The 22,357-nt window shown below is 75.1% G+C and carries 19 protein-coding genes; 9 read left to right on the forward strand and 10 right to left on the reverse strand.

Features of this window, described 5'->3' with window-relative positions; genetic code table 11:
• Positions 1-21 precede the first annotated feature (21 nt).
• On the forward strand, positions 22-444 hold the full coding sequence (locus tag BSL84_RS32255) for a DUF350 domain-containing protein (RefSeq protein WP_030030303.1): 423 nt from the start codon (positions 22-24) through the stop codon (positions 442-444).
• 89 nt (positions 445-533) lie between these two features.
• On the opposite strand, the gene BSL84_RS32260 is transcribed toward BSL84_RS32255, so the two are convergent.
• From BSL84_RS32260 to BSL84_RS32275, 4 genes are all read right to left on the reverse strand, one after another.
• Complete coding sequence (locus BSL84_RS32260) at positions 534-1,775, reverse strand: acyltransferase family protein (RefSeq protein WP_075971799.1); 1,242 nt, start codon at positions 1,773-1,775, stop codon at positions 534-536.
• Positions 1,772-2,845 carry an alpha/beta hydrolase gene (locus BSL84_RS32265; protein WP_045322671.1) on the reverse strand — a complete coding sequence of 358 codons (1,074 nt, stop codon included), beginning with the start codon at positions 2,843-2,845 and terminating at the stop codon, positions 1,772-1,774. The genes BSL84_RS32260 and BSL84_RS32265 overlap by 4 nt, the downstream gene beginning before the upstream one ends.
• 137 nt (positions 2,846-2,982) lie before the next feature.
• Complete coding sequence (locus BSL84_RS32270) at positions 2,983-3,663, reverse strand: response regulator (protein WP_030030299.1); 681 nt, start codon at positions 3,661-3,663, stop codon at positions 2,983-2,985.
• On the reverse strand, positions 3,660-5,045 hold the full coding sequence (locus BSL84_RS32275; RefSeq protein ID WP_075971800.1) for a sensor histidine kinase: 1,386 nt from the start codon (positions 5,043-5,045) through the stop codon (positions 3,660-3,662). The genes BSL84_RS32270 and BSL84_RS32275 overlap by 4 nt, the downstream gene beginning before the upstream one ends.
• Positions 5,046-5,156: 111 nt before the next feature.
• On the opposite strand from BSL84_RS32275, the gene BSL84_RS32280 reads away from it, so the two are divergent.
• The gene (locus tag BSL84_RS32280; protein ID WP_075971801.1) at positions 5,157-6,104 is read left to right on the forward strand and encodes an AEC family transporter; all 948 of its coding nucleotides are present in this window, start codon (positions 5,157-5,159) and stop codon (positions 6,102-6,104) included.
• An 88-nt stretch (positions 6,105-6,192) separates the two neighbouring features.
• Entirely contained in the window at positions 6,193-6,585 is a 393-nt protein-coding gene (locus BSL84_RS32285) for a hypothetical protein (protein ID WP_051873350.1), read from the forward strand.
• Here BSL84_RS32285 and BSL84_RS37555 read toward each other — a convergent pair.
• The 5 genes from BSL84_RS37555 to BSL84_RS32310 all read right to left on the reverse strand — a co-directional run bounded on the left by BSL84_RS37555 (position 6,539) and on the right by BSL84_RS32310 (position 12,159).
• Positions 6,539-7,717, reverse strand: coding sequence for a trypsin-like peptidase domain-containing protein (locus BSL84_RS37555; protein WP_159393602.1), 1,179 nt, complete (start codon positions 7,715-7,717; stop codon positions 6,539-6,541). The two genes, BSL84_RS32285 and BSL84_RS37555, sit on opposite strands and share 47 nt — an antisense overlap.
• A gap of 12 nt (positions 7,718-7,729) precedes the next feature.
• Positions 7,730-9,262 carry an FAD-binding oxidoreductase gene (locus tag BSL84_RS32295; protein ID WP_079273378.1) on the reverse strand — a complete coding sequence of 511 codons (1,533 nt, stop codon included), beginning with the start codon at positions 9,260-9,262 and terminating at the stop codon, positions 7,730-7,732.
• 160 nt (positions 9,263-9,422) lie between these two features.
• Positions 9,423-9,821 carry a VOC family protein gene (locus tag BSL84_RS32300; protein ID WP_030037429.1) on the reverse strand — a complete coding sequence of 133 codons (399 nt, stop codon included), beginning with the start codon at positions 9,819-9,821 and terminating at the stop codon, positions 9,423-9,425.
• Between the two features lie 133 nt (positions 9,822-9,954).
• Entirely contained in the window at positions 9,955-10,608 is a 654-nt protein-coding gene (locus BSL84_RS32305) for a class I SAM-dependent methyltransferase (protein ID WP_045322667.1), read from the reverse strand.
• Positions 10,609-10,641: 33 nt separating this feature from the next.
• On the reverse strand, positions 10,642-12,159 hold the full coding sequence (locus BSL84_RS32310) for an IucA/IucC family protein (RefSeq protein WP_075971802.1): 1,518 nt from the start codon (positions 12,157-12,159) through the stop codon (positions 10,642-10,644).
• Between the two features lie 107 nt (positions 12,160-12,266).
• Here BSL84_RS32310 and BSL84_RS32315 point away from each other — a divergent pair, with 107 nt between their 5' ends.
• The 4 genes from BSL84_RS32315 (at position 12,267) to BSL84_RS32330 (ending at position 17,805) form a co-directional block, all read left to right on the forward strand.
• The gene (locus BSL84_RS32315; protein WP_075971803.1) at positions 12,267-13,832 is read left to right on the forward strand and encodes an IucA/IucC family protein; all 1,566 of its coding nucleotides are present in this window, start codon (positions 12,267-12,269) and stop codon (positions 13,830-13,832) included.
• Positions 13,833-13,969: 137 nt separating this feature from the next.
• A complete protein-coding gene (locus BSL84_RS32320; RefSeq protein ID WP_075971804.1) occupies positions 13,970-14,755 on the forward strand; it encodes a GntR family transcriptional regulator in 786 nt (261 codons plus the stop codon).
• Between the two features lie 186 nt (positions 14,756-14,941).
• On the forward strand, positions 14,942-16,003 hold the full coding sequence (locus BSL84_RS32325; protein ID WP_037664077.1) for a quaternary amine ABC transporter ATP-binding protein: 1,062 nt from the start codon (positions 14,942-14,944) through the stop codon (positions 16,001-16,003).
• Complete coding sequence (locus tag BSL84_RS32330) at positions 16,003-17,805, forward strand: ABC transporter permease/substrate binding protein (protein WP_075971805.1); 1,803 nt, start codon at positions 16,003-16,005, stop codon at positions 17,803-17,805. Before BSL84_RS32325 ends, BSL84_RS32330 begins: the two co-directional genes overlap by 1 nt.
• Positions 17,806-17,898: 93 nt before the next feature.
• On the opposite strand, the gene BSL84_RS32335 is transcribed toward BSL84_RS32330, so the two are convergent.
• Positions 17,899-20,103 carry an MMPL family transporter gene (locus BSL84_RS32335; RefSeq protein WP_045321309.1) on the reverse strand — a complete coding sequence of 735 codons (2,205 nt, stop codon included), beginning with the start codon at positions 20,101-20,103 and terminating at the stop codon, positions 17,899-17,901.
• 272 nt (positions 20,104-20,375) lie between these two features.
• Between BSL84_RS32335 and BSL84_RS32340 the strand changes: the two genes are divergently transcribed.
• On the forward strand, positions 20,376-21,617 hold the full coding sequence (locus BSL84_RS32340) for a sensor histidine kinase (RefSeq protein ID WP_079273379.1): 1,242 nt from the start codon (positions 20,376-20,378) through the stop codon (positions 21,615-21,617).
• Complete coding sequence (locus BSL84_RS32345) at positions 21,614-22,282, forward strand: response regulator (protein WP_045321311.1); 669 nt, start codon at positions 21,614-21,616, stop codon at positions 22,280-22,282. The genes BSL84_RS32340 and BSL84_RS32345 overlap by 4 nt, the downstream gene beginning before the upstream one ends.
• Positions 22,283-22,357 lie beyond the last annotated feature (75 nt).

Consider the following 22,357-nt stretch of genomic DNA (forward strand, 5'->3'; position numbering starts at 1 on the left):
CCATCGGAGACAGGCTTCTCAATGAGCGACATCATCAACGGACTTGGCCGCACCAGCGCCTACGGCGCCCTGGGCCTGGTCCTGCTGATCCTCGGCATCGTCCTCGTGGACGTGCTGACGCCCGGGAAGCTCCCGAAGCAGATCTGGGAGGAGCGCAACCGCAACGCCGCCCTCTTCCTCAGCTCCGCGCTCCTCGGTATCGGCGGCATCGTCTTCACCTCGATCTGGACCACCTACGACGACTTCGGCAAGGGCCTGGCGTCGACGGCCGCCTTCGGCCTCCTCGGCCTGGTCCTGATGGCGGTGGCCTTCCTCGTGCTCGACCTGGTGACCCCGGGCAAGCTCGGCGCCATCGTCGTGGACCGCGAGCCCCACCCGGCGGTCTGGGTCTCCGCCGCCTGCAACCTCGCCGTCGCCGCGATCGTCGCCGCCTCGATCGCCTGACGCGGAGCACCCGTAAGCGAGGAGAGCGCCGCTCCGCCAGGGGAGCGGCGCTCTCCGCGTACCGGCCGGCCGGCGTGCGGACACCGGCATCAGGCCAGCCCCAGCGCGAAGGCCCCGAATCCCGCGGCGAGGAGTCCGGCCGCCGCACGGCGCAGCGCACGACGCAGCGCGCTCGCCCCCCGCCCCTCCGCAGGTGGCGCCTCGAAGCGCCGCGCGTACCGGGCGATCACCACCAGAAGCCCCGCGAACACCGGCACCCACGCCATCCGCGCCACGATCCAGCCCAGGCTGTCCGGTGCCGTCGTCAGCCCGGCCACCCCGCCCGCGAACGAAGCGGGCACGGCCGCGGCCAGCATGGCCGTCTGATGCCAGCACAGGATCGTCATCGCGCACAGGTTGACCACCACCACCGGGGCCCACAGGGCCGGCCGGGCCAGCAGCCGCGCCAGCCGGTCCCGCAGCAGGATCGCCGCCCCCGACTGCGCCGAGGCCAGCGCGAGCACCAGCAACGACGGCGGGTGCGAGTTCGTCCGGGCGGCACCCGGCACCCCCACCATCGACGCCGGATAGTGGAACACCGCCAGCAGCGCCGCGAACAGCAGCGCCCCGCCGGCCAGCAGCAGCCAGGCCCCGCGCCGCCCGATGCGCCGCTCGCCCCAGGACACCCCCAGCTGGTAGGCGAACAGCCAGCCCGGCAGGATGTTCAGCAGCGACAGCCAGGACGGTACGGAGGCCGCGAGCGGCCCGTACCGCAGGAGGTCCACCACCGCGACCGAGGCGAGCAGCGGGGCCGCCGCCCAGCCGCCGAGCCGGCGCGCGGCCCGCAGACAGTACGGGGTCAGCGCGGTGACCACCACGTACACCCCGACGAACCACAGCGGTTGGACGACGAGCTTCGCCCCCGTCCGCAGCGACGCCTCCGGGACCCCGGCCGCGTACAGCACGGGCGCGGCCAGCGCCCACACCGCCGCCACTCCCAGCACGGGCCGCCCCAGACGTACGATCCGGCCCTGCAGCCAGGCGTGGGCCGACCCAGGGCGGCGCCGGTAGGAGAGCGCCGACGCGTAGCCGCCGACGAGGAAGAAGATGCCCAGCGTCTGGAGGACCCAGCTCGCCGGCGCCAGGGCGCCGAAGGCCGACAGGGGGCTGGCGTTGTGCAGACCGCCGTCCGCGTCGAGCGTGAAACCGCCGAGCATCCAGTGGCCGGCGGGCACGGCCAGCAGCGCGAGCGCGCGCAGCCCGTCGACCGCACGGTCACGGTGGGCCGGGGTCTGCCGGTCGATCCGTGCGGCGGCCTTCCGCAGCGGCGCCAGGACGGTGGAGGCGCTCATCGGGCCTCTCCCCTCGCGATCGCGGCGAACGCGGCGAGGGACTGCGTGCCAGGGGCGAAGTAGCCCGTGTGGCCCCGTACGTCGGCGGCGGGGACCCGGCTGGCTCCGAAGGCCGCGGAGGTCGGGTCGGCGCCGTGGCCGATCCCGGCGAAGCGGACGTTCGGGACGTCGGCGATCCAGTCCGAGGGGCTGCGGGCCGCCCAGACGCGTGCGCCGGTGCGCAGGGCGCCGGCGGTGTCCGCCCGCATGCCCGGGGACCCGAAGGCCACGATGTCCGAGGCGTCGGTGTGCCGGGCCGCCAGTCCGCAGACCACCGAGCCGTAGCTGTGGCAGAACAGCACCGGGTCGGGTGCGCCGACCGCGTCGAGACCGGCGGTGAGGCGGGCCAGCCGCGAGGCCCCCGCGGCGGCCAGCCGCCCGTCGGCCGCGTCGAGGCCCACGCCGACCGGGGTGGTGTACCCGGTCCACGCGATGACGGCCACCGAGGCGTCGGTCGTCGAGGTGTCGGCCGTCGTGCCCCCGGTCGCCGCGCTCAGTGCCCGGGCCATACCGGCCGGCCCCGTGGACGGTGCGCGCCGCGCGTCGTGGGAAGCGGCGTCGCTGTCGGAGCCGGGCACGATCACCGAGACGTGCGCGGCGTGCTCCAAATCCCCGAACACCTCGGCCACCTGGCCCCGGCCGCGCGGGTCGAAGGCCAGGATCCGCCGGTCCGCGGCGGCCAGGGACGCGTACCGCGCCTCACCCGTGCCGGCGACGGCGAGCCGGTTCGCCTCGTACCGCAGGGGTAGCGGCACCCCGTCGAGGTTGCCCACCACCAGCGGGTGGTCGCGTACGAGGGCGGAGCGGGCCGCACCGTCCAGCCCCGCGAAGAACCGGGCCACCTCGTACGGTGTCGCCGTCGCCGGATCGGGCAGCGCCCGGCCGTACGCCGTGTCGGCCCGCCAGGCGGCGGTGCCCGGCGGCGGCCCGGTGACCGCCGACTGGCTCCCGCCCGAAGCCCATCCGGCGGTCCCCCCGACGACGGCCACCGCCAGCGCGGCCGTGACCAGCGTCCTTCCGAAGCGGCGCATGCCCCTTCTCCTCTCCTCGTGACGAGGGGGAAGGTAGGAACACGGCGCCACCGCGCACGTCGGACCGAGGAGCCAAGCCGGATGTCATACCCGGGTAGGGGGTGGAGGAGGAGGCCCGAGCGGCCCGCCCGGCCCGCTCAGGCCGAGTCGCCCGGGCGTACCAGGCCCGCCTCGTAGGCGAAGATCACGGCCTGCGCCCGGTCCCGCAGGCCGAGCTTGGCCAGCACCCGCCCGATGTGCGTCTTCACCGTCTGCTCCGCCAGCACCAGGTGGCCGGCGATCTCCTGGTTCGACAGCCCGCGCGCGATCAGCTCCAACACCTCGGTCTCGCGCGGCGTCAGGCCGTTCAGCCGGAGCGCCGGATCCTTGCGCGGCGCCGGCCGCTGCCGGACGAAGTCCGCGATCAGCCGCCGCGTCACCGACGGCGCGAGCAGCGCCTCGCCCGAGGCGACGACCCTGACCGCCGCGATCAGGTCGGCCGGCGGGGCGTCCTTGAGCAGGAAGCCGGAGGCCCCGGCGCGCAGCGCCTCGTACACGTAGTCGTCGATGTCGAAGGTGGTCAGCATCAGCACCTTCGGCCGGTGCACCACCCCGGGCGGCGGGTCGAGTATCTCCCGGGCCGCCGTCAGGCCGTCCATCTCCGGCATCCGTACGTCCATCAGCACCACGTCGGGGTGCGAGGAGCGGGACACCTGCACCCCCTGGCGCCCGTCCGGCGCCTCGCCCACCACGTCGATGTCGGCCTGTGCCGACAGCAGCGCGGCGAACCCCGCCCGCACCATGGCCTGGTCGTCGACGATGACCACGCGGATGGTCAACTGCGCTCCTCGTTCGTGTCGTCGGTGCCGTCCGTCCCGGCGGCCCCGGCACCGGTGTGCAACGGCAGGCGCGCGGCGACCCGGAACCCCCCGTCGGGCAGCGGCCCGGTGTCCAGCGTCCCGCCGGTCAACCGTACGCGCTCCCGCATCCCCACCAGACCGTGGCCCGTGCCCGGGCCGTCCGGCTCCACCACCGCGTCCCGGGCCGCCGGACCGTTGACGACGAGCAGGAGGACCTCGTCGTCGTCCACGGTGACCGACACCCGCGTGGGCGCGCCCGGCGCGTGCCGCACCACGTTGGCCAGGGCCTCCTGCACGATCCGGTACGCCGACAGGTCCACGGCGGGCGGCGCGGCCCGCGCCGCGCCGGCCGCCAGTGACAGCTCCACCGGCTGACCCGCCCTCACGGTCGCCTCCACCAGCTGCTGCAACCGGCCGATCCCGGGCTGCGGGGCCCGCTCGCCGTCCGCCCGGCCGCCTCCGCCGGCCCCGCCCGAGCCGTCCGCCCCGTCCGGGGTCCGCAGCACGGTCAGCAGCCGCCGCATCTCGTCCAGGGACTCCCGCGCACTGGCCGCGATCGCCGCGAACTCCTCCCGCACCGGCTCCGGCATCCCCGGCAGCCGGTAGGGCGCCGAGTCGGCCTGCACGGTGATCACCGACATGTGGTGGGCCACCACGTCGTGCAACTCGCGTGCGATCCGGGCGCGTTCCTCCAGCAGGGTGCGCCGCGAACGCTCGGCCTCGCTGATGCTCTCCTGCTCGGCGATCCGCCGGCGCGCGTCGCCCAGACCCCGCAGCGCGCCCGTCAGGGCCAGCACGACACCGGCGAGTACGAAGAGCAGCGCGGCGGTGTTCATGGTGCCCGCCGGCTGGAAGAAGCCGAGCACCGCACCGAGCGCGCCGGTCGCCAACCACACCCCGACCAAGGTCCGGACGGACTCGCGCAGCCCGAGGCAGGCGCTCAGCACCAGGTAGCCGATGACGGCCGTGGGCGTCCACGGCCACGCGTGTCCGGCGACCTTGTCGGCCTGCGTCAGCAGCACCGCACCGAGGGTGTCCGCGACCAGGACGAGGAGCCAGGCCGGCAGCGGCCGGGTCACCGCGAGGAGCAGGGGAGCGGTCTGCGCCACCCCCAGCGCGCCCGCCCAGCCGCCGTCCATTCCGTAGTCGTCGGCCAGCACCACGATCGTCGTCGGCAGCAGCGAGACGACGAAGATCCCGGCCACGACGTACGGAAGTGCCCGCTGCCAGGCCCTGGGCGCCTGCGCGAACAGCGGCTGCGCCGCCCCCGCCGGGGTACGCAGGGCCGCGGCGACCTGCGCCAGGGCGCCGGGTCGTCCGCCGGGTCCGCCGCCGGTCCGGTCGCGGGCTTTGTCGCTCATGATCGCCCCAGCCTACGGGACGGCCCTTCCGGGACAGCCCTGATGCTCCGCCGGGCCCGTGAGGGCGCGCGGGTAGGCTGCCCGGCAGTCGATCACGGGGGAGACGTTCGCATGGGCGGGGCGGCCGCGCTGGAAAAGCTCGTGCCGGTGCTGCTGGCCTTCGGCGGCGGGGTCCTCCTCGCGCGCCGGAAGGTCGTCGGGGCCGAGGCCTCCAAGGCCTTCTCCGACTACGCCTTCCTCTTCGCCATGCCCTGCTACCTCTTCGGCAACATCTACGCCGGCGACCTCGCCGCCCTGTTCGACTGGCGGGCGATAGGCGGGTACGCGGCCGCCGCCGCGGTCGCCGCCGCGGTGGTGGCAGCGACGGCGGTGGCCCGCGGCCGGCGCGAGCCCCGTGCGGTGGCCCTGCGCGTGATGGCGGGAGTGCAGGTGAACACCGCCTACTTCGCCGTCCCCGTGTTCATCACCGTCTTCGGGACGGCCGCGCCGATCTTCCCGATACTGCTGTTCCAGGTCTGCGTACTGTCCCTCGTCGTCATCGCCCTCATGGAACTGGGCCGCCCGGACCCCGCCGAGGGCGGCCCGGGCCGCCGCCTGTCCCAGGCCGTCGGGGCCTCACTCGCCACCCCCCTGGTCCTCGCCTGCAACGCGGGGATCCTGCTCAACCTGCTGTCGGTGCGGGTCCCCGCCGTGGCCCTGGACGCAGCCGCCTTCGTCGGCGACAGCGCCTCGCCGGCCGCCCTGTTCGCCCTCGGCCTCCACCTCGGCGGCGCCGGCCTCCACCTGCGGGGCACGACACGTGAGGAACTGGCCCTGATCGGCTTCAAGTGCCTGGCGTTCCCGCTGCTGGCGTGGGCGGTCTGCGGGCTGCTGTTCGGGGTGCGGGGCGACTGGCTGGCGTACCTGGTCCTGATCGCGGCGATGCCGACCCCGCAGAACCTGTTCGTCTTCGCCCAGCGCTACGACGTGGGTGTGGGCCTCTCCGCCTCGGTCGTGATCAAGACCTCGCTCGTCTCGCTGGTGCTGCTGCCCCTCTGGCTGCGGACTCTGGCCGCCTGACCCACGCCTCCCGGGCGGTTGCCCGCGGCGGGAGACGGGAGCGGCAGGGCGTTCGTACCCCCGGGCGGGACCGGCTCGTTGTACCGGTATGGAACTGCCGACCATCGCGGCGCCGGGCGTCGGGGAACAGGCCGACGCCGCGGCCGATGCCGCCTGCCACCTCTACGACACCGTCGCCCCCTGGGGGCCCGGGGCGCCGGGCGGGTGGAGCCGGACCGCGGCCGAGGACGCCGCCGAGGCGATCGAGACCACCGCGTACGCCCTCGCCTCCGCCGCCCCGGACGCCGAGGTGGTCCTCGCGCCCGTCCACGCGGCCCTGGCCGACCTGCGCCGCCGACTGGGCCTCCCACCCGCCGAGGTGCCGGCCGGCGACGGGCTCCCGGCGGTCCCGCGCACGGTCGGAAACCCGCGGCGGACCCGGTGGGTGCGGGCCCTCACGGCACCTTCGCCCCGGCAACCGCCTTCTCGTACAACCTCCTGACGTCCGTGCCGAAGTAGGAGCTGTAGGAGACGTCGGGCCTGTCCCCGCCCGTCTTCCAGCCGCCGATCACGCCCACCACGTCGCCGGTCCCGGTGCGGCTGTCGAGCCGCAGCAGGAAGGGGCCGCCGCTGGTGCCGCCCGGGTAGCCGGTGCAGGCGATGCGCAGGAACGAGCCCGGGATCCGCGAGTCGGTGCTGGTGTACTTCGTCGTCCGGTTCACGCACGTGCGCGGCCGGGCGGCGGTGGACGGGTGGCCGATCAGCGTGGCCCGGGCGTGCGCGTAACCGGCGCCCGTGACCAGCCGGTTGCCGCCGACCACGTCCTGCACCCGCCGCCCCTTCGGGTCGGGGCCCACCTGGGCGAAGGCCACGTCGAGGGCGGCGGCGCGGTTGACGCCCTGGGTGCGGTAGCGCTGGTCGATCCAGATCCTGGAACGGCCGGCGGCCGTGCGGACCACCGGGAACATGCCGAACGGCCGCGGTACGGCCCGCGTGTACTGCGGTACGAAGGCCACCCGCTGGGTGTCGGCGCCGAGTAGGCAGTGCGCCGCGCTGACGACGAGGTTGCGGCCGGGGGAGGCGACCACGCTCGCGGTGCAGAAGTAGGAGCCGCTGCCCTTGAGGAGGAACATCCGGCCGACGACCGGGAGACCGCCGAAGTCCTGGCCGACGCCGGGGCCGGCGGCCGGGATCCGGGGGAGGGCCGGACGCACGGGCGCGGGCGCCGGGAGGATGCTCGGTCTCGGCGTCGGAGCAGGGCTCGGACTCGGCGGCGGCACGGGCTGGGGCTCGGGTGTGGGCGCGATGGGCCCGGTGGGGGCGTCGGGAGCGGCGGGAGTGGTGCCGGTCGGGGCCGGCGGCGCCGCCGGGATCGGTTCGAACGGCCCGACCGGCGGGATCCGCCCCGGGCCGGCGGGATGGCGCGGTGCCACGCCGGGAATCGGGGGAACGGGCGGCAGGGGACGGGCCGAGGCCATCCGCTCAGGCGTCCAGTAGGACTCCGCCTCGTGCGCGCCCCAGCGGCCCGCGGCCGCCGGTACGGCCGCTGCGCTGCCCGCCCCGGCCGCGGGCAGCTGCCCCGCGGACACCAGCAGGGCGGCCGCCGCCGCGGCCACCGTCAACGTACGTCGCATGCCGCACACTCCCTAAACGGCCTGGGGGAAACGGAAGAGCCGGTCCGGATCGTGCGTGCGCCGGACCTCCTCCAGCCGGGCGAGGTTCGGGCCGTAGTAGGCCTCGCGCCAGCCGCTGAGCTTCGGGTCGATGTAGTTCTGGTACGCCCGGCCGCTCGCCCACGGGCGCAGGTCCTGCCACAGCCCGTCGAGCCAGGCCTCGTGCCGGGCCACGTCGGCCGCCGCCGCGGATTCGGGCCAGTAGACGAGGTACTGGGCCAGGAAGGCGCTGTCCCGGTGTGCGAAGGCGGTGGCGCCGGCCGGGACCCGGTTCACGGCGCCGCCGCAGACCCCGTCCAGCTGCACCACGGCCAGGCCGCCCCGCGGAGCGGCGGCCCCGTAGCGCCGGACGGCGTCCAGGAGCGCGCCGATCGCCGCGTCCGGCAGCCCCGGGCCGGCCCAGAAGTCGCTGCGGGCGGCGTAGGAGTCCCTGCCGAGCCGGCCCCGCGGGTCCCTGCCGGGCAGCGTGCCCGGCAGCCGGCACTCCGTGGCGCTCAGGTCCAGACACCCCGCCAGGGCCCGCACGGTGTCCCCGTGGCTGCGTACGACGATCCAGCTGTCCCGCGGCTCCGCGCCGACCAGGTCGGACAGCCGCCTCAACTCAGCTTCCAGCTCCTGGCGTCCGTCCAGGCACACTGCCCGGACCGAGGGCGCCGCGGCGGCCGCGCCCGTCCCGGGCGCCGAGGCGCCGGCCTCGACCGTGAACTCCACCTGGCTCCAGAACGGGTCCGGCAGGCCGTCCAGCCAGCGCTGCCAGCCACGCAGGACGCCCGCGGAGCCGCCTTCCGGCCAGTGGAGTTCGGCGAAGGCGCAGTCGCCGACCGGGTGGGTACGGAAGCGGAAGTCGGTCACCACCCCGAAGTTGCCGCCGCCGCCCCCGCGCAGCGCCCAGAAGAGATCCGGATCCCGGTCGGCCGAGACCTCGCGGACGGTCCCGTCGGCGGTGACGACCCGCGCCCAGGTGAGCCGGTCCGCGGTCGTGCCGTACGCCCGCGAGGCCGGGCCGAGCCCGCCGCCGAGGGTGAGTCCGGCGATGCCGACGGAGGGGCACAGCCCGGTCGGGACGGACAGGCCCCGCCCGGCGAGGGCCGCGTGTACGTCACCGAGCCGGGCGCCCGCCCCCACCCGTACGCCGTCCCCCTCGACCGCCACCGACGCCATGGCTCCGGTGTCGACGACCAGGGCGCCGGTCCGGGTGGACCAGCCGGCGTAGCTGTGCCCGCCGCCGCGCGGCACCACCGGTACGCCCGCGCGGCGGGCGAAGTCCAGGCAGACGGCGACGTCCCCGGCATGCGCGGGATAGGCGACGGCGGCGGGCGCGGCGGCGTCGTAGCGGGGCTGGAACAGCCGCCGCGCCTCCGGGTAGTCGCGGTCCGCGGGAAGCACCAGCCGCCCGTCCATCCCACGGGCCAGCGCGCCGTAGTCCGGGCCCCCGGCCGCCGCGCCGACGCTGGCGAGGACGGCCGCGGCCGCACCGCCGAGGACTTGGCGCCGAGGGAGGCTCATACCTCCTTCCTGCCACCGTCCGTCCGGATCCCCGTGCAGGCGGGTCCCACGCACACCGCGTTGCCCCTCGAACGGCTCACGCCGAAACGGTTCGGGTTTTCATATCTGCCGACCGGTGCGGCGCCGGCATCCGGCGCTTCGCGGGTGCCCGCCGCTCGGGTCAGGGGGCGGGGGGTGCCAGGGGCTGGAGGCGGCGGTGGAGGAGGCAGAACTCGTTGCCCTCCGGGTCGGCCAGGACGTGCCAGTTCTCCGTGCCGTCCTGGCCGATGTCGACGGGTCTGGCGCCGAGGGCGAGAAGGCGTTCGAGCTCGGCGGCCTGATCGCGGTCGGTGGCGCTGACGTCGATGTGGAGGGGCAGCTTGCCGTTGCGCGGACCGCTGCCGGGGCTGAGGACCAGCGTGGGCTGCGGCCCGCCGAAGCCGGCGTCGGGCGGGCCGATCTCGATGCTTCCGTCGTCCTCGCGGCCGAGTTCGACGTATCCGAGGACCCCGCTCCAGAACGCGGCGAGCCGTTCGGGGTCGGCGCAGTCCAGGACCAGCTCACTGATGCGGCATGCCATGCCCGCAAGTCTACGCAGCCGCGGCCCCCGCACCGGCCGCCTGCCGCCCCCGCACCGGCCGCCTGCCGCCCCCGCACCGGCCGCCTGCCGCCCCCGCATCGGGCCGCCCCTCCGCCTCGGCGGGGGCCGACCGTCAGCCCTTGCGGGCCAGCAGGAAGCCCTGCGGGGCGGTCTCCCCGGAGGTCGGTGCGCGGTGCAGGCGGGCCGTCTCGGCCAGTCCGGCCCCGGCCAGCAGGGCGGCGATCCGGTCGGGCGGCATCCGGTACACGTCGAGGTCGACGGGGTGCCCGTACGCGCGCTCCAGCCGGACCTGCCCGTCACCCGCCTCGAAGGCGATCAGCACATGACCGCCCGGTGCCAGCACCCGGGCGAACTCGGCGAACACGGCGGGAAGTTCCGGGGGCGGCGTGTGCAGGGTGGAGTTCCATGCGACGACCCCGCCCAGCACCCCGTCGGCCACGTCCAGGGCGGCCATCGACCCCACTTCGAAGCGCAGCCCCGGATACGTCCGGCGGGCCACCGCCACCATCGCGGGGGAGAGGTCCACGCCGAAGGCCCGTACGCCCAGACCGTCCAGACGGGCCGTCACCCAGCCCGGACCGCAGCCCAGGTCGGCGACGGCTCTGCCGGTGCCCGTCCCCTCCCCGCGTACGCACTCGGCGAACGCGGCCAGCATGGCCCGGTCCAGCGGCTTCCCGGCCGGTTCCGTGCCCTGCAGCCGCGCGTAGTCGACGGCGACGGCGTCGTAGGACGCCCGGACGGAGAGCAGGTACGAGGAAGCTGTCATGCCCCTGAACAGTAGCCCGCCCGGCGCCGCGGATCATCCTCCGGCAAGCGGATTGGACAGCTCCGCCCACTGGTCTCCGGTGACCTCCGGGCTCAGCCGCATCAGGGTGAGCGCCTTCGTCGGCAGCCGCCCCTCCAGCAGCGCCGCCGTGTCGGCCGTGGCCGGCAGGGCGGCCGCCTCCGACAGCACCTCCGCGAAGGCCGCGGCCGACCCCGCCGTGGCACCGAGAGCACCCGTCAGCAGGGAGCCGAAGAGCTTGCGGCGCAGGACGGCCACATCGTCCGTGACCAGCCTGCCCGACAGCGGCGGCACCGGCAGCCCGTTCGCCCGCAGCCTGGCCGGGCTGATCCGGATGTCGGCCAGGTCGCGGTAGACCAGCCGCAGCGGTGCGCCGTCGGGGGAGAGGACGACGAGGAGGTTCTGTCCGTGGGCCTCCAGGGCCACCCCCAGCTCCAGCAGCCGCAGGCACACCGACAGCGCGAGGCGGGCGAACCGCGCCTGCCAGGCCGCCGAACGGGCCGGCGGCCAGGAGGCGAGCGCCGCCACCGGCAGCACCCGCTCCCCGGCGGCCGCGTCCGCGTACAGCTCGGGCGGTTCGCGCAGCACGGCCGCCAGGTCGGGGCTGTACGCGGTCACCGCACCCACGGTCCGGGTGATGTGCAGCCGCCCGTCGAGCCGGTCGGCCAGGCCCTGGAGGAAGGCGGACAGGACCGCCGCCGTCTCGATGGAGTACGCCGAGATGTCACGGACCGAGGAGGTCAGCCGGGCGCTCAGCGCGGTCTTCACGTGCGGGCCGCCGCCGACGGGCGCCAGCGTGCGCAGGGCCATCAGCGGATGCGCCGCGAAACCGGTCCGCACCCGCTCGTGCTTGAGCACGTGCGCCGCCTGCCACGGGTGCACGGGCAGCAGGATCCGTCCGCCGCCGTCCCGCAGCCGCTCCGGCCAGTCCCCGGTGACCAGGCACTCCTCGGCCCGTACGGGGACCAGCCCCAGCTCCACCACCGGCCGGTGCTCGGGCGCGTACGCCAGCTCCTCGGCGACCGAGAAGCCGGGCCGGGAGCGGCAGTTTGGATGGTAGGGGTGGCCGTCGACCACGCGCTGTTCCCACTCCCAGGCGGTCCGCGCCGGACGGTCCCCGGCGGCGGGCGGCTGCCCGGCGCGAGAGAGGGCGAGGGAGGCCGTACTGGCGTCCAGCTCGGCGGCGAACTCCTCCCCGTGCGGGACCCCGAGCGCCCTGACGAGCTGCCCGGCCCGGCGGTGGGACCTGCCGTCGAGCAGCAGCTCGTCCACGTACGGCCGGGTGGCGTACGGGTCGGGCGGCGGGCCCTCCAGCCGGCGGCCGTCCGCCAGCAGCAGTGCGAGGCCGTCCGGTGCCGCCTCCCGGTCCACGACCCACGGCAGGGGCTCGAAGGCCAGGGCCCGCCACAGCCGGGTGAGCACGGCCGCCCGGGCGCCGCTCAGGGCCGCCGCGTACGCCGGCCCGAGAGCGGGCCGTACGGTGGCCAGTTCGGCGGCGACGGCTTCTTCGGCCGCGGAGGAGGGAAAGGGCATGCTGGGCTCCGCCTTCGGAATGTCGCTTCACGGGATGATCACGTCATCATTGCGGATACCGACGATCATGACCGGTGGTTCCGCTTCACGGACCGCCGGCCCACCGGATGGACCGAATGGAACCAGTGGACCTCAACGCCGCCGCCGACGCCTACGCCGCCGCCCCGCTGCTGAACTGCCTGCTCCGGGAGGCGGCCGAGCCCGCCGGGCCGGCCGGCCCCGGCCCCGCCGGAGCCGCCGTGCACCGGCTGCGGGGCAGCGGGCGGCTGCTCCGGGTGCGCGGCGGCCGCCGCCCCGCACACCCCGAACTGCGGACGGCGAGCGGCTGGCATCCGCTCAGCCACACGGAACTGGTCAAACTCGTCTCCGACGAACTCCGCCGGTTCACCGGTGTCACCAACGACGAACTCCCGGTCGAGATCACCGACAGCCGTGACGCGCTCCTCGCGCTGCTGGCCGCCCGCGCCGCCGCCGACCCCCCGGCCGACCCGTACGTGCTCTCGGAGCAGTCCCTGGTGGCCGGCCACCCGCACCACCCCGCCCCCAAGGCCCGCGGCGGGGCGCCGGCCGGAAGCTGGCTGCCGTACGCGCCGGAGGCGCATGCCCGGTTCCCGCTGGTCTTCCTGGGGCTGCGCGAGGACCAGTGCGTCGGGGAGGGCGCGGGACCCGCCTCGGACGCCGTCGACTCCCTCGCCGGCCTCCTCGACGGGCCGTCCGCACCCGCCGGCTACCGGCTGCTGCCCGCCCACCCCTGGCAGCTCGCCCTGGTGGACGAGCGCCCCGCGCTGCGCGAGGCGTTCGCCGACGGGCGGCTGCTGCGGCTCGGGGAAAGCCGCCGCCCGGCCTGGCCCACCGCGTCCGTCCGGACCCTCCACGTCCCCGATCCCGCGGCCGACCTCTTCGTGAAGTTCAGCCTCGACGTGCGGATCACCAACGACGTGCGCCGGCTGTGGCGGCACGACCTGCTGAAGCTGCGCCGCACCGACGCGGCCGTCGAGGCCGGTTTCGCCGCACTGCGCAGGACCGGTTCGGACGCCGCGTGGCTCGCCGACCGCGGTTACCGCACAGCCGCCTTCGCCTTCGAGGAGCTCGCCGTCCTGGTCCGCGACGGCCTGCGCGCCCACACCTTGCCCGGGGCAACGCCGCTGCTGGCCGCCGCGCTCGCCGAGGGCCATGCGGGGAGCCCCCCGGCCGGCGCCGCCGACCCGGCCGCCTGGTGGCGGGCGTACCTGCGCCAGGTGGTGCCGCCGGTGCTCGAACTCTTCGCCCGGCACGGCGTCGTGCTGGAGGCCCACCTGCAGAACACCCTGGTCGCGGTCGACGCGTCCGGCATGCCCGTCCAGGCCCTCTTCCGGGACGCGGAGGGGGTCAAGCTCCTGCCCGACCTGCCGCGGGCGGACGCCTGGCAGCGCCTGGTGTACTGCCTGGTGGTCAACAACCTGTCGGAGATCGCGGCCGCGCTGGCCGATCGGTATCCGGACATCTCTCCGCTCCTCTGGCCCGCCGTACGGGAGGAGCTGCTGCGCTACGACTCCCTGCGCGGGCTCCCCGAGATCGCCGGGCTCCTCGCCGCACCGGCCCTGCCCGCGAAGACCAACCTGCTGCTGCGCTGGACGCGGGCCGACGGCGCGGACGCCCGCTACCGCCCCCTGCCGAACCCGCTGCGCGCGTAGGGGCCCCGTCCGGGAAGGGGGTTGGGAACCGGCCAAGGTGGGCGGCGTACCGCGGTCTCCTCTCACCCAAAGGTATAGACCAATGCTAGGTTGGTCGGGCACCGCGCAGCCCTTGACCACCCGTCAGAGGAGAAGCCATGCCCTCCCCTTCGCGGGGCGGCGGCCCGGCCGCCCTGCCCAAGTACCAGCGGATCGCCGCGGCGCTGCGCCGCGATCTCGACCGCGCCGCGCGCACCCCCGGCGGAAGACTGCCCTCCGAACGCAGCCTGGCCGCCCGGTACCAGGTCAACCGGCAGACCATCCGGGCCGCCCTCCAGCACCTGCGCGAGGACGGCCTCGTCGTGACCGGCCGCCGCGGCTCCCGCCCCGCCGTCACCGCCGAGGTCGTCCCCGCGGCCGCCGATCCCGTGCTCTTCGCACCCGCGCCCCCCGCGCCGGCCCACACCCACAGCTGGGTGACGGTGGTCACCGTCCCGCCCTCGCTCGCCGTGCTGCTCGGCATGCCGGGCGGGGACCGCACCCTGGTCCACCACCACCGCGAGCGGGGCCGGACGGGGCAGACCCTCCGGCACGCCGTCACCTACTTCAGCCCGGACGCCGTCGCGCACAGCCCCGAGCTGGCCGCCTGCCGAGCCCGCGCCGGGCGCGCCGGCGGCCAGGACCTGGCCTCCCTGACCGGCTGGCTGGAGCGGGCCGCGGCGGGCGGCCGCGTCGCCGAGACCATCACCATGACCCGTACCACCCACCCCCCTGCCTCGGCCCCGTCCGCCACTCCCGCCTGCGGGCTCACCGTGCGCCGCATCGTCCACAGCCCGTCCGGCCTGCTCCTGGCCGTGACCGACCTGGCCTTCCCCACCTGGGACCACCTGACGTTCCACCGCGACCACCGCCACCCCGCCACCGCCGGCTTCCTGGTCGTCTAGGGCGTGAGGTGGATCACTCGGGCGTTTGCCGAAGCGAAGGTCGGGCATCGGCACAGCTGGAGCGGAGCCCCGCCCCCCGGCGCACCGCGCCGGGGGGCGACGCGCATGCGGGCGGATCCCGTCCCGCTCCACGGCCGCGCCGGACCGATCCGCGCGAGCCGTACCCGTACGACCCGCGAGGTGTATGTGTCCACGCTCAAGGCCGAGCACGTCTACAAGGTGTTCGGCAACCGGCCCGACGACGCCGTGCGCGCCCTCGAAGGCGGCGCCGACCGCGGCGAACTGCGCGCCGACGGAGCCACGGCCGCGGTCATCGACGCCTCCTTCGACGTCGAGCCCGGCCAGATCTTCGTCGTGATGGGCCTGTCGGGGTCCGGCAAGTCCACCCTGCTGCGCATGCTGAACGGCCTGCTCACGCCCACCGCGGGACGCATCCTCTTCGACGGCCAGGACCTCACCGCGCTCACCGCGCGCGAGCTGCGCCGCGTACGGTCCACGAAGATCTCCATGGTCTTCCAGCACTTCGCTCTCTTCCCGCACCGCAACGTCCTGGAGAACGCCGGCTACGGGCTGGAGGTGCAGGGCGTGCCGCGCGCCGACCGCGAGCGCCGGGCCGCCGAGGCCCTGGCCCTGTGCGGGCTCGAAGGCTGGGAGACGGCATGGCCCGACGAACTCTCCGGCGGCATGCAGCAGCGCGTCGGCCTCGCCCGGGCCCTGGCCACCGACGCCGAGCTCCTGCTGATGGACGAGTCCTTCAGCGCGCTGGACCCGCTGATCCGCCGCGACATGCAGGACCAACTCCTCGAACTCCAGCGCACCCTGAAGAAGACCATCGTCTTCATCACCCACGACCTCAACGAGGCCATGCGGCTCGGCGACGGCATCGCCGTCATGCGCGACGGCCGCATCGTCCAGCAGGGCACCGCCGAGGACATCCTCACCCGCCCCGCCGACGACTACGTCGCCTCCTTCGTCCAGGACGTGGACCGCTCCAGGGTGCTGACCGCGGACGCGGTGATGACCACGGCCCGCCCGCACCGCCCCGGCACGGACTCCTGCGGCTGCCCCACCGTCACCGCCGACACCCCGCTCGCCGACCTGTGCGCCGTCAGCGCGCGCGTCCCGCACCCGGTCGCCGTCACCGCCACCGACGGCACCGTCGTCGGCTCCGTACCCCAGGACCGCCTCGTCGCCTTCATCGGCGACGAGCAACGGGCCCCGCTGCGCTGCGCGGGGGTGGCCGCCTGATGCCCCGCCTGCCCCTCGGCGACTGGGTCGACAGCGCCGTCGACTTCCTCCAGAGCCGCCTGTCCTGGCTGTTCGACGCCATCAGCACCCTCGTCACCGGCCTCTACGACGGCCTCGTCGCCGTCCTCTCCGCCCCCGCCCCGCTGTTGTTCGCGGGCATCCTCGCCGTCGCCGCCTGGTGGCTGCGCGGCCTGCTCGCGGGCCTGCTCGCCTTCGCCGGTTTCGCACTCGTCGACTCCGTCGGGCTCTGGCCCGACGCCATGTCCACACTGTCGCTGGTCCTGGTCGCCACCCTCGTCACCCTCGTCTTCGCGATCCCCCTCGGCATCTGGGCGGCCCGCTCCGACCGGGTCAGCGCCGTCCTGCGGCCGCTCCTCGACTTCATGCAGACCATGCCCGCGATGGTCTACCTCATTCCGGGCATCGTCTTCTTCGGGGTGGGCGTGGTGCCCGGCATCATCGCGACCATCGTCTTCTCCCTGCCGCCGGGCGTACGCATGACCGAACTCGGCATCCGCCAGGTCGACACCGAACTGGTCGAGGCCGCCGAGGCGTTCGGCACCACCCCGCGCGACACCCTCGTCCGCGTCCAGCTGCCGCTGGCCCTGCCCACCCTCATGGCGGGCGTCAACCAGGTGATCATGCTCGGCCTGTCCATGGTCGTCATCGCCGGCATGGTCGGCGGCGGCGGCCTCGGCGGCGCCGTCTACCGGGCCATCGGCAACGTCGACATCGGCCTCGGCTTCGAAGCCGGCCTCTCCATCGTCATCCTCGCCATGTACCTCGACCGGATGACCGGTGCCCTCGGCCGCCAGGTCTCCCCGCTGGGCCGGCGCTCCCTGGCCCGGGCCCGGTCCGTCGCCACCGGCGCCGCCCGGGTGTGGAACCACCGCCCCCGGCCCGCGTACGCCGTGACCGGAGCCGTCGTACTGGCCCTGGTCGCGGGCGGCCTGAACACCTTCGGCGGCTCGCCCGGCTCCGCCGACGCGGACGGCCCGGCGGCCGCCGAGAACATCGGCAAGGGCCGCACCATATCCATCGGATACATCCCCTGGGACGAGGGCATCGCCTCCACCTACCTCTGGAAGGAACTCCTGGAACGGCGCGGCTTCAAGGTCGACACCCGCCAGCTGGAGGCCGGCGCGCTCTACACCGGCCTGGCCGACGGCGGCCTCGACTTCCAGACCGACGCCTGGCTGCCCGTCACCCACGCCCAGTACTGGGAGAAGTACGGCGGCAGGCTGGAGGACCTCGGCTCCTGGTACGGCCCGACCTCCATCGAGCTCGCCGTGCCCGCCTACATGGACGACGTCCGCTCCCTCGCCGACCTCAAGGGCAGGTCCGGGCAGTTCAAGGGCCGCATCATCGGCATCGAGCCGAGCGCCGGCGCCATGGCCCTGCTGAAGGACAAGGTCATGAAGGAGTACGGCCTGGAGGGCGAGTACCAGGTCGTCGACGGCTCCACCCCCGGCATGCTCGCCGAGCTCAAGCGCGCCTACGACAAGAAGGAGCCGGTGGTCACCGTGCTCTGGTCGCCGCACTGGGCGTACTCCTCGTACGAGCTGACCAAGCTGGAGGACCCCAAGGGCGTCTGGGGCAGGGGCGACGGCATCCACACCCTCGCCCGCGCGGGCTTCGCCGCCGACGAGCCCGAGGTCGCCGCCTGGCTGCGCTCCTTCAAGCTCACCGAGGAGCAGCTGACCGGCCTGGAAGCGCGCATCCAGCAGACCGGCAAGGGCAAGGAGCAGCAGGCCGTCCGCGCCTGGCTCCAGGACCACCCCGAGGTCGCCGCGCTGTCCTGACACCCGGCGCCCGCGAGAGCGCCGCAGGCGCCGGCGCCCGCGGATCCCGTACGGGAACCGCGAGCCCGGCGCCCGCGCGCGTACGGGACCCGCTCAGGGCACCAGGACGCGCTCCGGCGTCTGCGCCCCGGGGCCGGACCGCGGCGGCGCCTGTGGCCGCGGCAGCGCCGGCCACCACAGGGACCGGCCCAGCAGCACCGCGCACGCCGGTACCAGGACGATCGACAGGACGAACGCGGAGAGCAGGATCCCGAGCCCGGTCGCGAAACCGATCTGCTGGGTGGCCGCGGCCGGGTTGACCGCGAGGCTGCCGAAGGAGGCGGCCAGCACCAGCCCGGCCGTCGCCACGGCCGGCGCGGTGTGCCGCACCGCCCGCGCCACCGCGTCCCGGGCGGGACCGGGCCGTTGCATCTCCTCCCGGATCCGGTCGGCCACCAGGATGTTGTAGTCGGTCCCCAGTGCGACCACGAACAGGAACAGCACCAGCGGCAGCGTGAACGCCACGCCCGGCTGGTCCAGCCCGTGCTGGAAGACGAGCGTCGCGGCACCCAGCGTCGCGGCGAACCCCAGCCCCACCGCCAGCATCAGGATCAGCGGGGCGAGCAGGCTCCGCAGCAGCAGGAAGAGGATGAGCGCGATCAGGGCCGCCGCGACCGGGAACACCAGCCGCAGGTCCTCGTCCACGGCCGCCGACACGTCGGCGAACACCGCGGCGGTGCCGCCCACATGGGCCTCGGTGCCGTCGGGCCGGTGCGCGGACACCGCGTCGCGGACCGCGCCGGACGCCAGGTCGCGGGCCTCCTGACCGTGCGGATCGGCGTTCGGGAACAGGTCGATGCGCGCCGCCAGGCGGTCCTCGCTCAACACCGTCGGCGCGACCTGCCCCACCCCCTCCACCCGGGAGAGCGACCCCGACAGGGCGTCGACCCGGCCCGTGGTGAGCGGCGCACCGTCCGACGCGGCGACGTAGACGCTGATCGGGTCCGACACGCCTGCGGGCATCGCCCGGGAGATCTCGGCCGCGGTGGCCGCGGCGGCCGTCCGCCCGCCGTCCGCGCCACCCGACCCGTAGTCCATCCGCATGCCGGCCGTACCCGCGGCCAGGGCCCCCAGCAGCAGCACGGATCCGACGGCCGCCGTCAGGGGCCGCCTGACCAGCCAGGAGCCCAGCCGGCCGGCGGCGCCGCCGCGGGGCTCGCGCCGGTGGGCCCGCGAGGGCCAGAACATGCCGCGCCCGGTGACGGCGAGCAGGGCCGGCATGAAGGTGAGACTGCCGAAGAGCATCACCAGCACCGAGACGGCGATGGCCGGACCGAGCACCCGGAACTGCCCGAAGGAGGCCACCCCGAGCGTCGCGAACGCCGCGACGATCGTCAGCGCGGCCGAGGTGACCGCCGTGCCCACCCGCCCGGAGACCTCGGCGGCCGCGGCCCGCCCCGGCTGTTCGGGGCGCCGGCGCAACTGCTCGCGGAAACGGAACAGCAGGAAGAGGAAGTAGTCGATGCCGATACCGACCAGGACCACGTTGATCAGCTGCGGGGTGGACGGGTCGAGGGTGACACCGGTCAGCATCGCGACGCCGACCACCGTGCCCGTGGCGGCGCCGCCGATGACGGACACCACGATCAGCGGCAGCAGCGCGGCGAGCGCGCTGCGGAACACCAGCACGTGCAGCAGCACGATGACACCGAGCATCACGATACCGACCACCCTGGCCCGGGTCTCCTCGGCGTCGACGTCGTCGACGGCGGAGGCGAGCCCGCCGGTGTAGCCGGTCCGGAACCCGGCCTCCTCGAAGCCGGCCCGGGCCTGCTCGCGAAAGGCCCGGTAGGTGTCCTGGAGCCCGGGGTCCTGGGCGTTGCCCCGCAGTTCCACGGACAGCAGCCGGAACGCCCGGTCGGGGGCCGTCGCCACCGGGGCCACCTTCGGCGTCTGGGAGTGGTCCTCGGCGAACGGCATCGCGTCCTCGGGCACCGGCATGGCCACCCGCCGGCGGCCCAGCTCCGCGGCCTCCTCGTCGATGCGCCGCTCGTCGCCCTCGCTCAGCGGCGCGCCGTCCGGTCGGGCCACCAGCACGGTCAGCGTGTTGGCGTCCGGTTTCACCCCGAACCGCTCCTCGGCGATCTTCAGGGCCGCCGCCGAGTCATAGGTCGAGGGCAGGAAATCGCCGGTGTTGCTCTGGGTGGCGCGGAAGACGAGCGCCTGCCCGAGGACCGTCAGAGCCATGCCGAGCACGGCCCACAGGGCGATCACCTTCCACGGATTCCTCGTCGAGAACCCGGTCAGGGCGCGGATCACGTGACTCCTCAAATCGGTGGGGCGGACCGGAGGTTCCCGGCCCGACACCAGACCATCAGGCGGGGGCCGCGGAAACGTCGGCGTACGGGAGGAACCGCACCCCGGGAGCACGGTCCGGGCCGCTGCCCCGACCAGGACCCAGGTCCTGGTCGGGAACCGGACCAGGGGACGGCGGCACCGGTGGGCCGGACTGCGAGAATGGACCAAGAGGAACCGGCACGAACCGCCCCCGCACCGGAGGGGCGCGGGCCGGCGGGGGAGGACCGGCGAGGATGAACAGGACTGCCGCGAACCAGGGCACGGGGGGCAGGAACGTGGCGGGCAGGAGCGTGGCGGGCGGCAGCGTGGTGAACGCCGCCGCCGACAGGCTGCGCTGGACGCGCAACGACGCACTGGTGGCCATCGGCGCCGCCGCGGTGGACCTGTTGGGCTTCTCGGTCGGCACCCAGTCCGAGGACATACCCCTCACCCTCTCGGCCGTCTGCGCCCTCGTGGCGGCCGGCCTGTGCCTGCTCGCCCGCCGCAGCCGACCGGTCGCCGTCCTCGCGGCGGTGCTGCTCCTCGGGGTGGTGCCCAACGTCGTCATCCCGGACGTCGCACCGCACTTCCCGCTCGCCCTGGCCGTCGCCCTCTACTCGGTGGTCCGCTTCAGCCGGCCCGCCGTCGCCGCCGCGGCCGCCGCCCTGACCGTGCCGCTGGCCTCCGCCGGCCAGGGCGGCACCCTGGTCCCCTCCGGATGGTCCCTCGTCGCCAACACGGCCGCCGCGGGCCTGGTCGCCGGCGCGGCGCTGGTCGTCAACCGCTGGCAGCGGGAGGTCGCGGCCAACCACGCCCGCCACGCCGAGCGCGCGGTCGCCGACGAACGCCGCCGGATCGCCCGGGAACTCCACGACATCGTCGCCCACCACATCACCGCCATGCAGCTGATGGCCGGCGGCGCGCGCGCCAATCTGGCGCACGACACCGAGGCGGCCCGCGCGGCCCTCGTCACCCTGGAGGACTCGGGCCGTATCGCACTGCGCGAGATGCGCCAACTCCTCGACGTCCTGCGGGCCGGGGAGGAGGCCGACGAAGCCCCGCCGGCGCCCCAGCCCGGGACCGCCGACCTGGAGCGGATCGTCACCGAGTCCCGCCTCGCCGGAACGCGGACGGAGTTCACCGTCGACGGCGCCGTGCGCCCGCTGCCGCCCAGCGTCGGCCTGACCCTCTTCCGCATCGTGCAGGAGGCGTTGACCAACACCCGCAAGCACGCTGGGGACGCGCAGGCCCGGGTACATCTCACGTACCAGCCCGACGCGGTCTGCGTCGAGGTGTGCGACGACGGGGCCGGAGCACCGCCGCCGGCCGCCCGGCCCGCCGCGGGTGGCGGGTACGGTCTGATCGGAATGCGCGAACGCGTGGCCCTCCAGGGCGGAACCCTGGAGGCGGCCGCACGCGTCGACGGCGGATTCCGGGTGGCGGCACGCCTCCCGGTCCCGGCCGGGCGGGGCGGCGAGGGAGGGGAACACCGATGATCCGTGTGCTCATAGCGGACGACCAGCCGCTGGTACGGCGGGGCCTCGCCCTGATCCTCGGCCCGGACCCGGAGTTCCAGGTGGTGGGCGAGGCCGAGGACGGCGCCCGCGCCGTCGCCCTCGCCGCGGAACTGCGGCCCGACGTGGTCGTCATGGACATCCGGATGCCCGTCCTCGACGGCGTCCAGGCGACCGCCGAGCTGGCGCGGACCCTCCCCGGCGTCCGCGTCCTGGCGCTCAGCACCTTCGACATGGACGAGTACGTGGTCGCCGCCCTGCGCGCCGGAGCGTACGGCTTCCTGCCGAAGGACGTCTCCCCGGAGGAACTCGGCGCCGCGGTCCGCATCGTGCACGCCGGCGAGGCGGCCGTCGCACCCCGGCTGCTCACCCGGCTGCTCTCCGCCTACGTACGGACGCCCGCGCCCGTCCGACCGGCCGCGACGCAGGTGCCGCCCGGCATGACCCCGCGCGAGCGGGAGATCTGGCAGCTCCTGGCTTCGGGCCTGGACAACGCGGAGATCGCCGCGGAGCTGGACATCAGCGTCTCCACGGTCAAGAACCACATCACCGGCATCTTCGGCAAGCTGGGCGTCCGCGACCGCGCCCAGGCCGTGATCGCCGCGTACGAATCGGGCCTCGTCGAGGCCGGCTGCGGCAGCGGTTGATCACGAAGTGCCCGCAAGAGGATCGTAATCCGCCTGGTGACCGCACCTCTGATCAGCCGGAACACTGGACGATCC

Source organism: Streptomyces sp. TN58, assembly GCF_001941845.1.
Taxonomy (GTDB): domain Bacteria; phylum Actinomycetota; class Actinomycetes; order Streptomycetales; family Streptomycetaceae; genus Streptomyces.

Excerpts from the sequence above, each read along its gene's own strand:
- BSL84_RS32275 (WP_075971800.1), bottom strand. The coding sequence starts at position 5,045 with ATGAGCGACAAAGCCCGCGACCGGACCGGCGGCGGACCCGGCGGACGA.
- BSL84_RS32255 (WP_030030303.1), top strand. The coding sequence starts at position 22 with ATGAGCGACATCATCAACGGACTTGGCCGCACCAGCGCCTACGGCGCC.
- BSL84_RS32320 (WP_075971804.1), top strand. The coding sequence starts at position 13,970 with ATGCCCTCCCCTTCGCGGGGCGGCGGCCCGGCCGCCCTGCCCAAGTAC.
- BSL84_RS32260 (WP_075971799.1), bottom strand. The coding sequence starts at position 1,775 with ATGAGCGCCTCCACCGTCCTGGCGCCGCTGCGGAAGGCCGCCGCACGG.
- BSL84_RS32285 (WP_051873350.1), top strand. The coding sequence starts at position 6,193 with ATGGAACTGCCGACCATCGCGGCGCCGGGCGTCGGGGAACAGGCCGAC.
- BSL84_RS32300 (WP_030037429.1), bottom strand. The coding sequence starts at position 9,821 with ATGGCATGCCGCATCAGTGAGCTGGTCCTGGACTGCGCCGACCCCGAA.
- BSL84_RS32305 (WP_045322667.1), bottom strand. The coding sequence starts at position 10,608 with ATGACAGCTTCCTCGTACCTGCTCTCCGTCCGGGCGTCCTACGACGCC.
- BSL84_RS32330 (WP_075971805.1), top strand. The coding sequence starts at position 16,003 with ATGCCCCGCCTGCCCCTCGGCGACTGGGTCGACAGCGCCGTCGACTTC.
- BSL84_RS37555 (WP_159393602.1), bottom strand. The coding sequence starts at position 7,717 with ATGCGACGTACGTTGACGGTGGCCGCGGCGGCGGCCGCCCTGCTGGTG.
- BSL84_RS32345 (WP_045321311.1), top strand. The coding sequence starts at position 21,614 with ATGATCCGTGTGCTCATAGCGGACGACCAGCCGCTGGTACGGCGGGGC.
- BSL84_RS32310 (WP_075971802.1), bottom strand. The coding sequence starts at position 12,159 with ATGCCCTTTCCCTCCTCCGCGGCCGAAGAAGCCGTCGCCGCCGAACTG.
- BSL84_RS32280 (WP_075971801.1), top strand. The coding sequence starts at position 5,157 with ATGGGCGGGGCGGCCGCGCTGGAAAAGCTCGTGCCGGTGCTGCTGGCC.
- BSL84_RS32295 (WP_079273378.1), bottom strand. The coding sequence starts at position 9,262 with ATGAGCCTCCCTCGGCGCCAAGTCCTCGGCGGTGCGGCCGCGGCCGTC.
- BSL84_RS32340 (WP_079273379.1), top strand. The coding sequence starts at position 20,376 with ATGAACAGGACTGCCGCGAACCAGGGCACGGGGGGCAGGAACGTGGCG.
- BSL84_RS32315 (WP_075971803.1), top strand. The coding sequence starts at position 12,267 with ATGGACCGAATGGAACCAGTGGACCTCAACGCCGCCGCCGACGCCTAC.
- BSL84_RS32265 (WP_045322671.1), bottom strand. The coding sequence starts at position 2,845 with ATGCGCCGCTTCGGAAGGACGCTGGTCACGGCCGCGCTGGCGGTGGCC.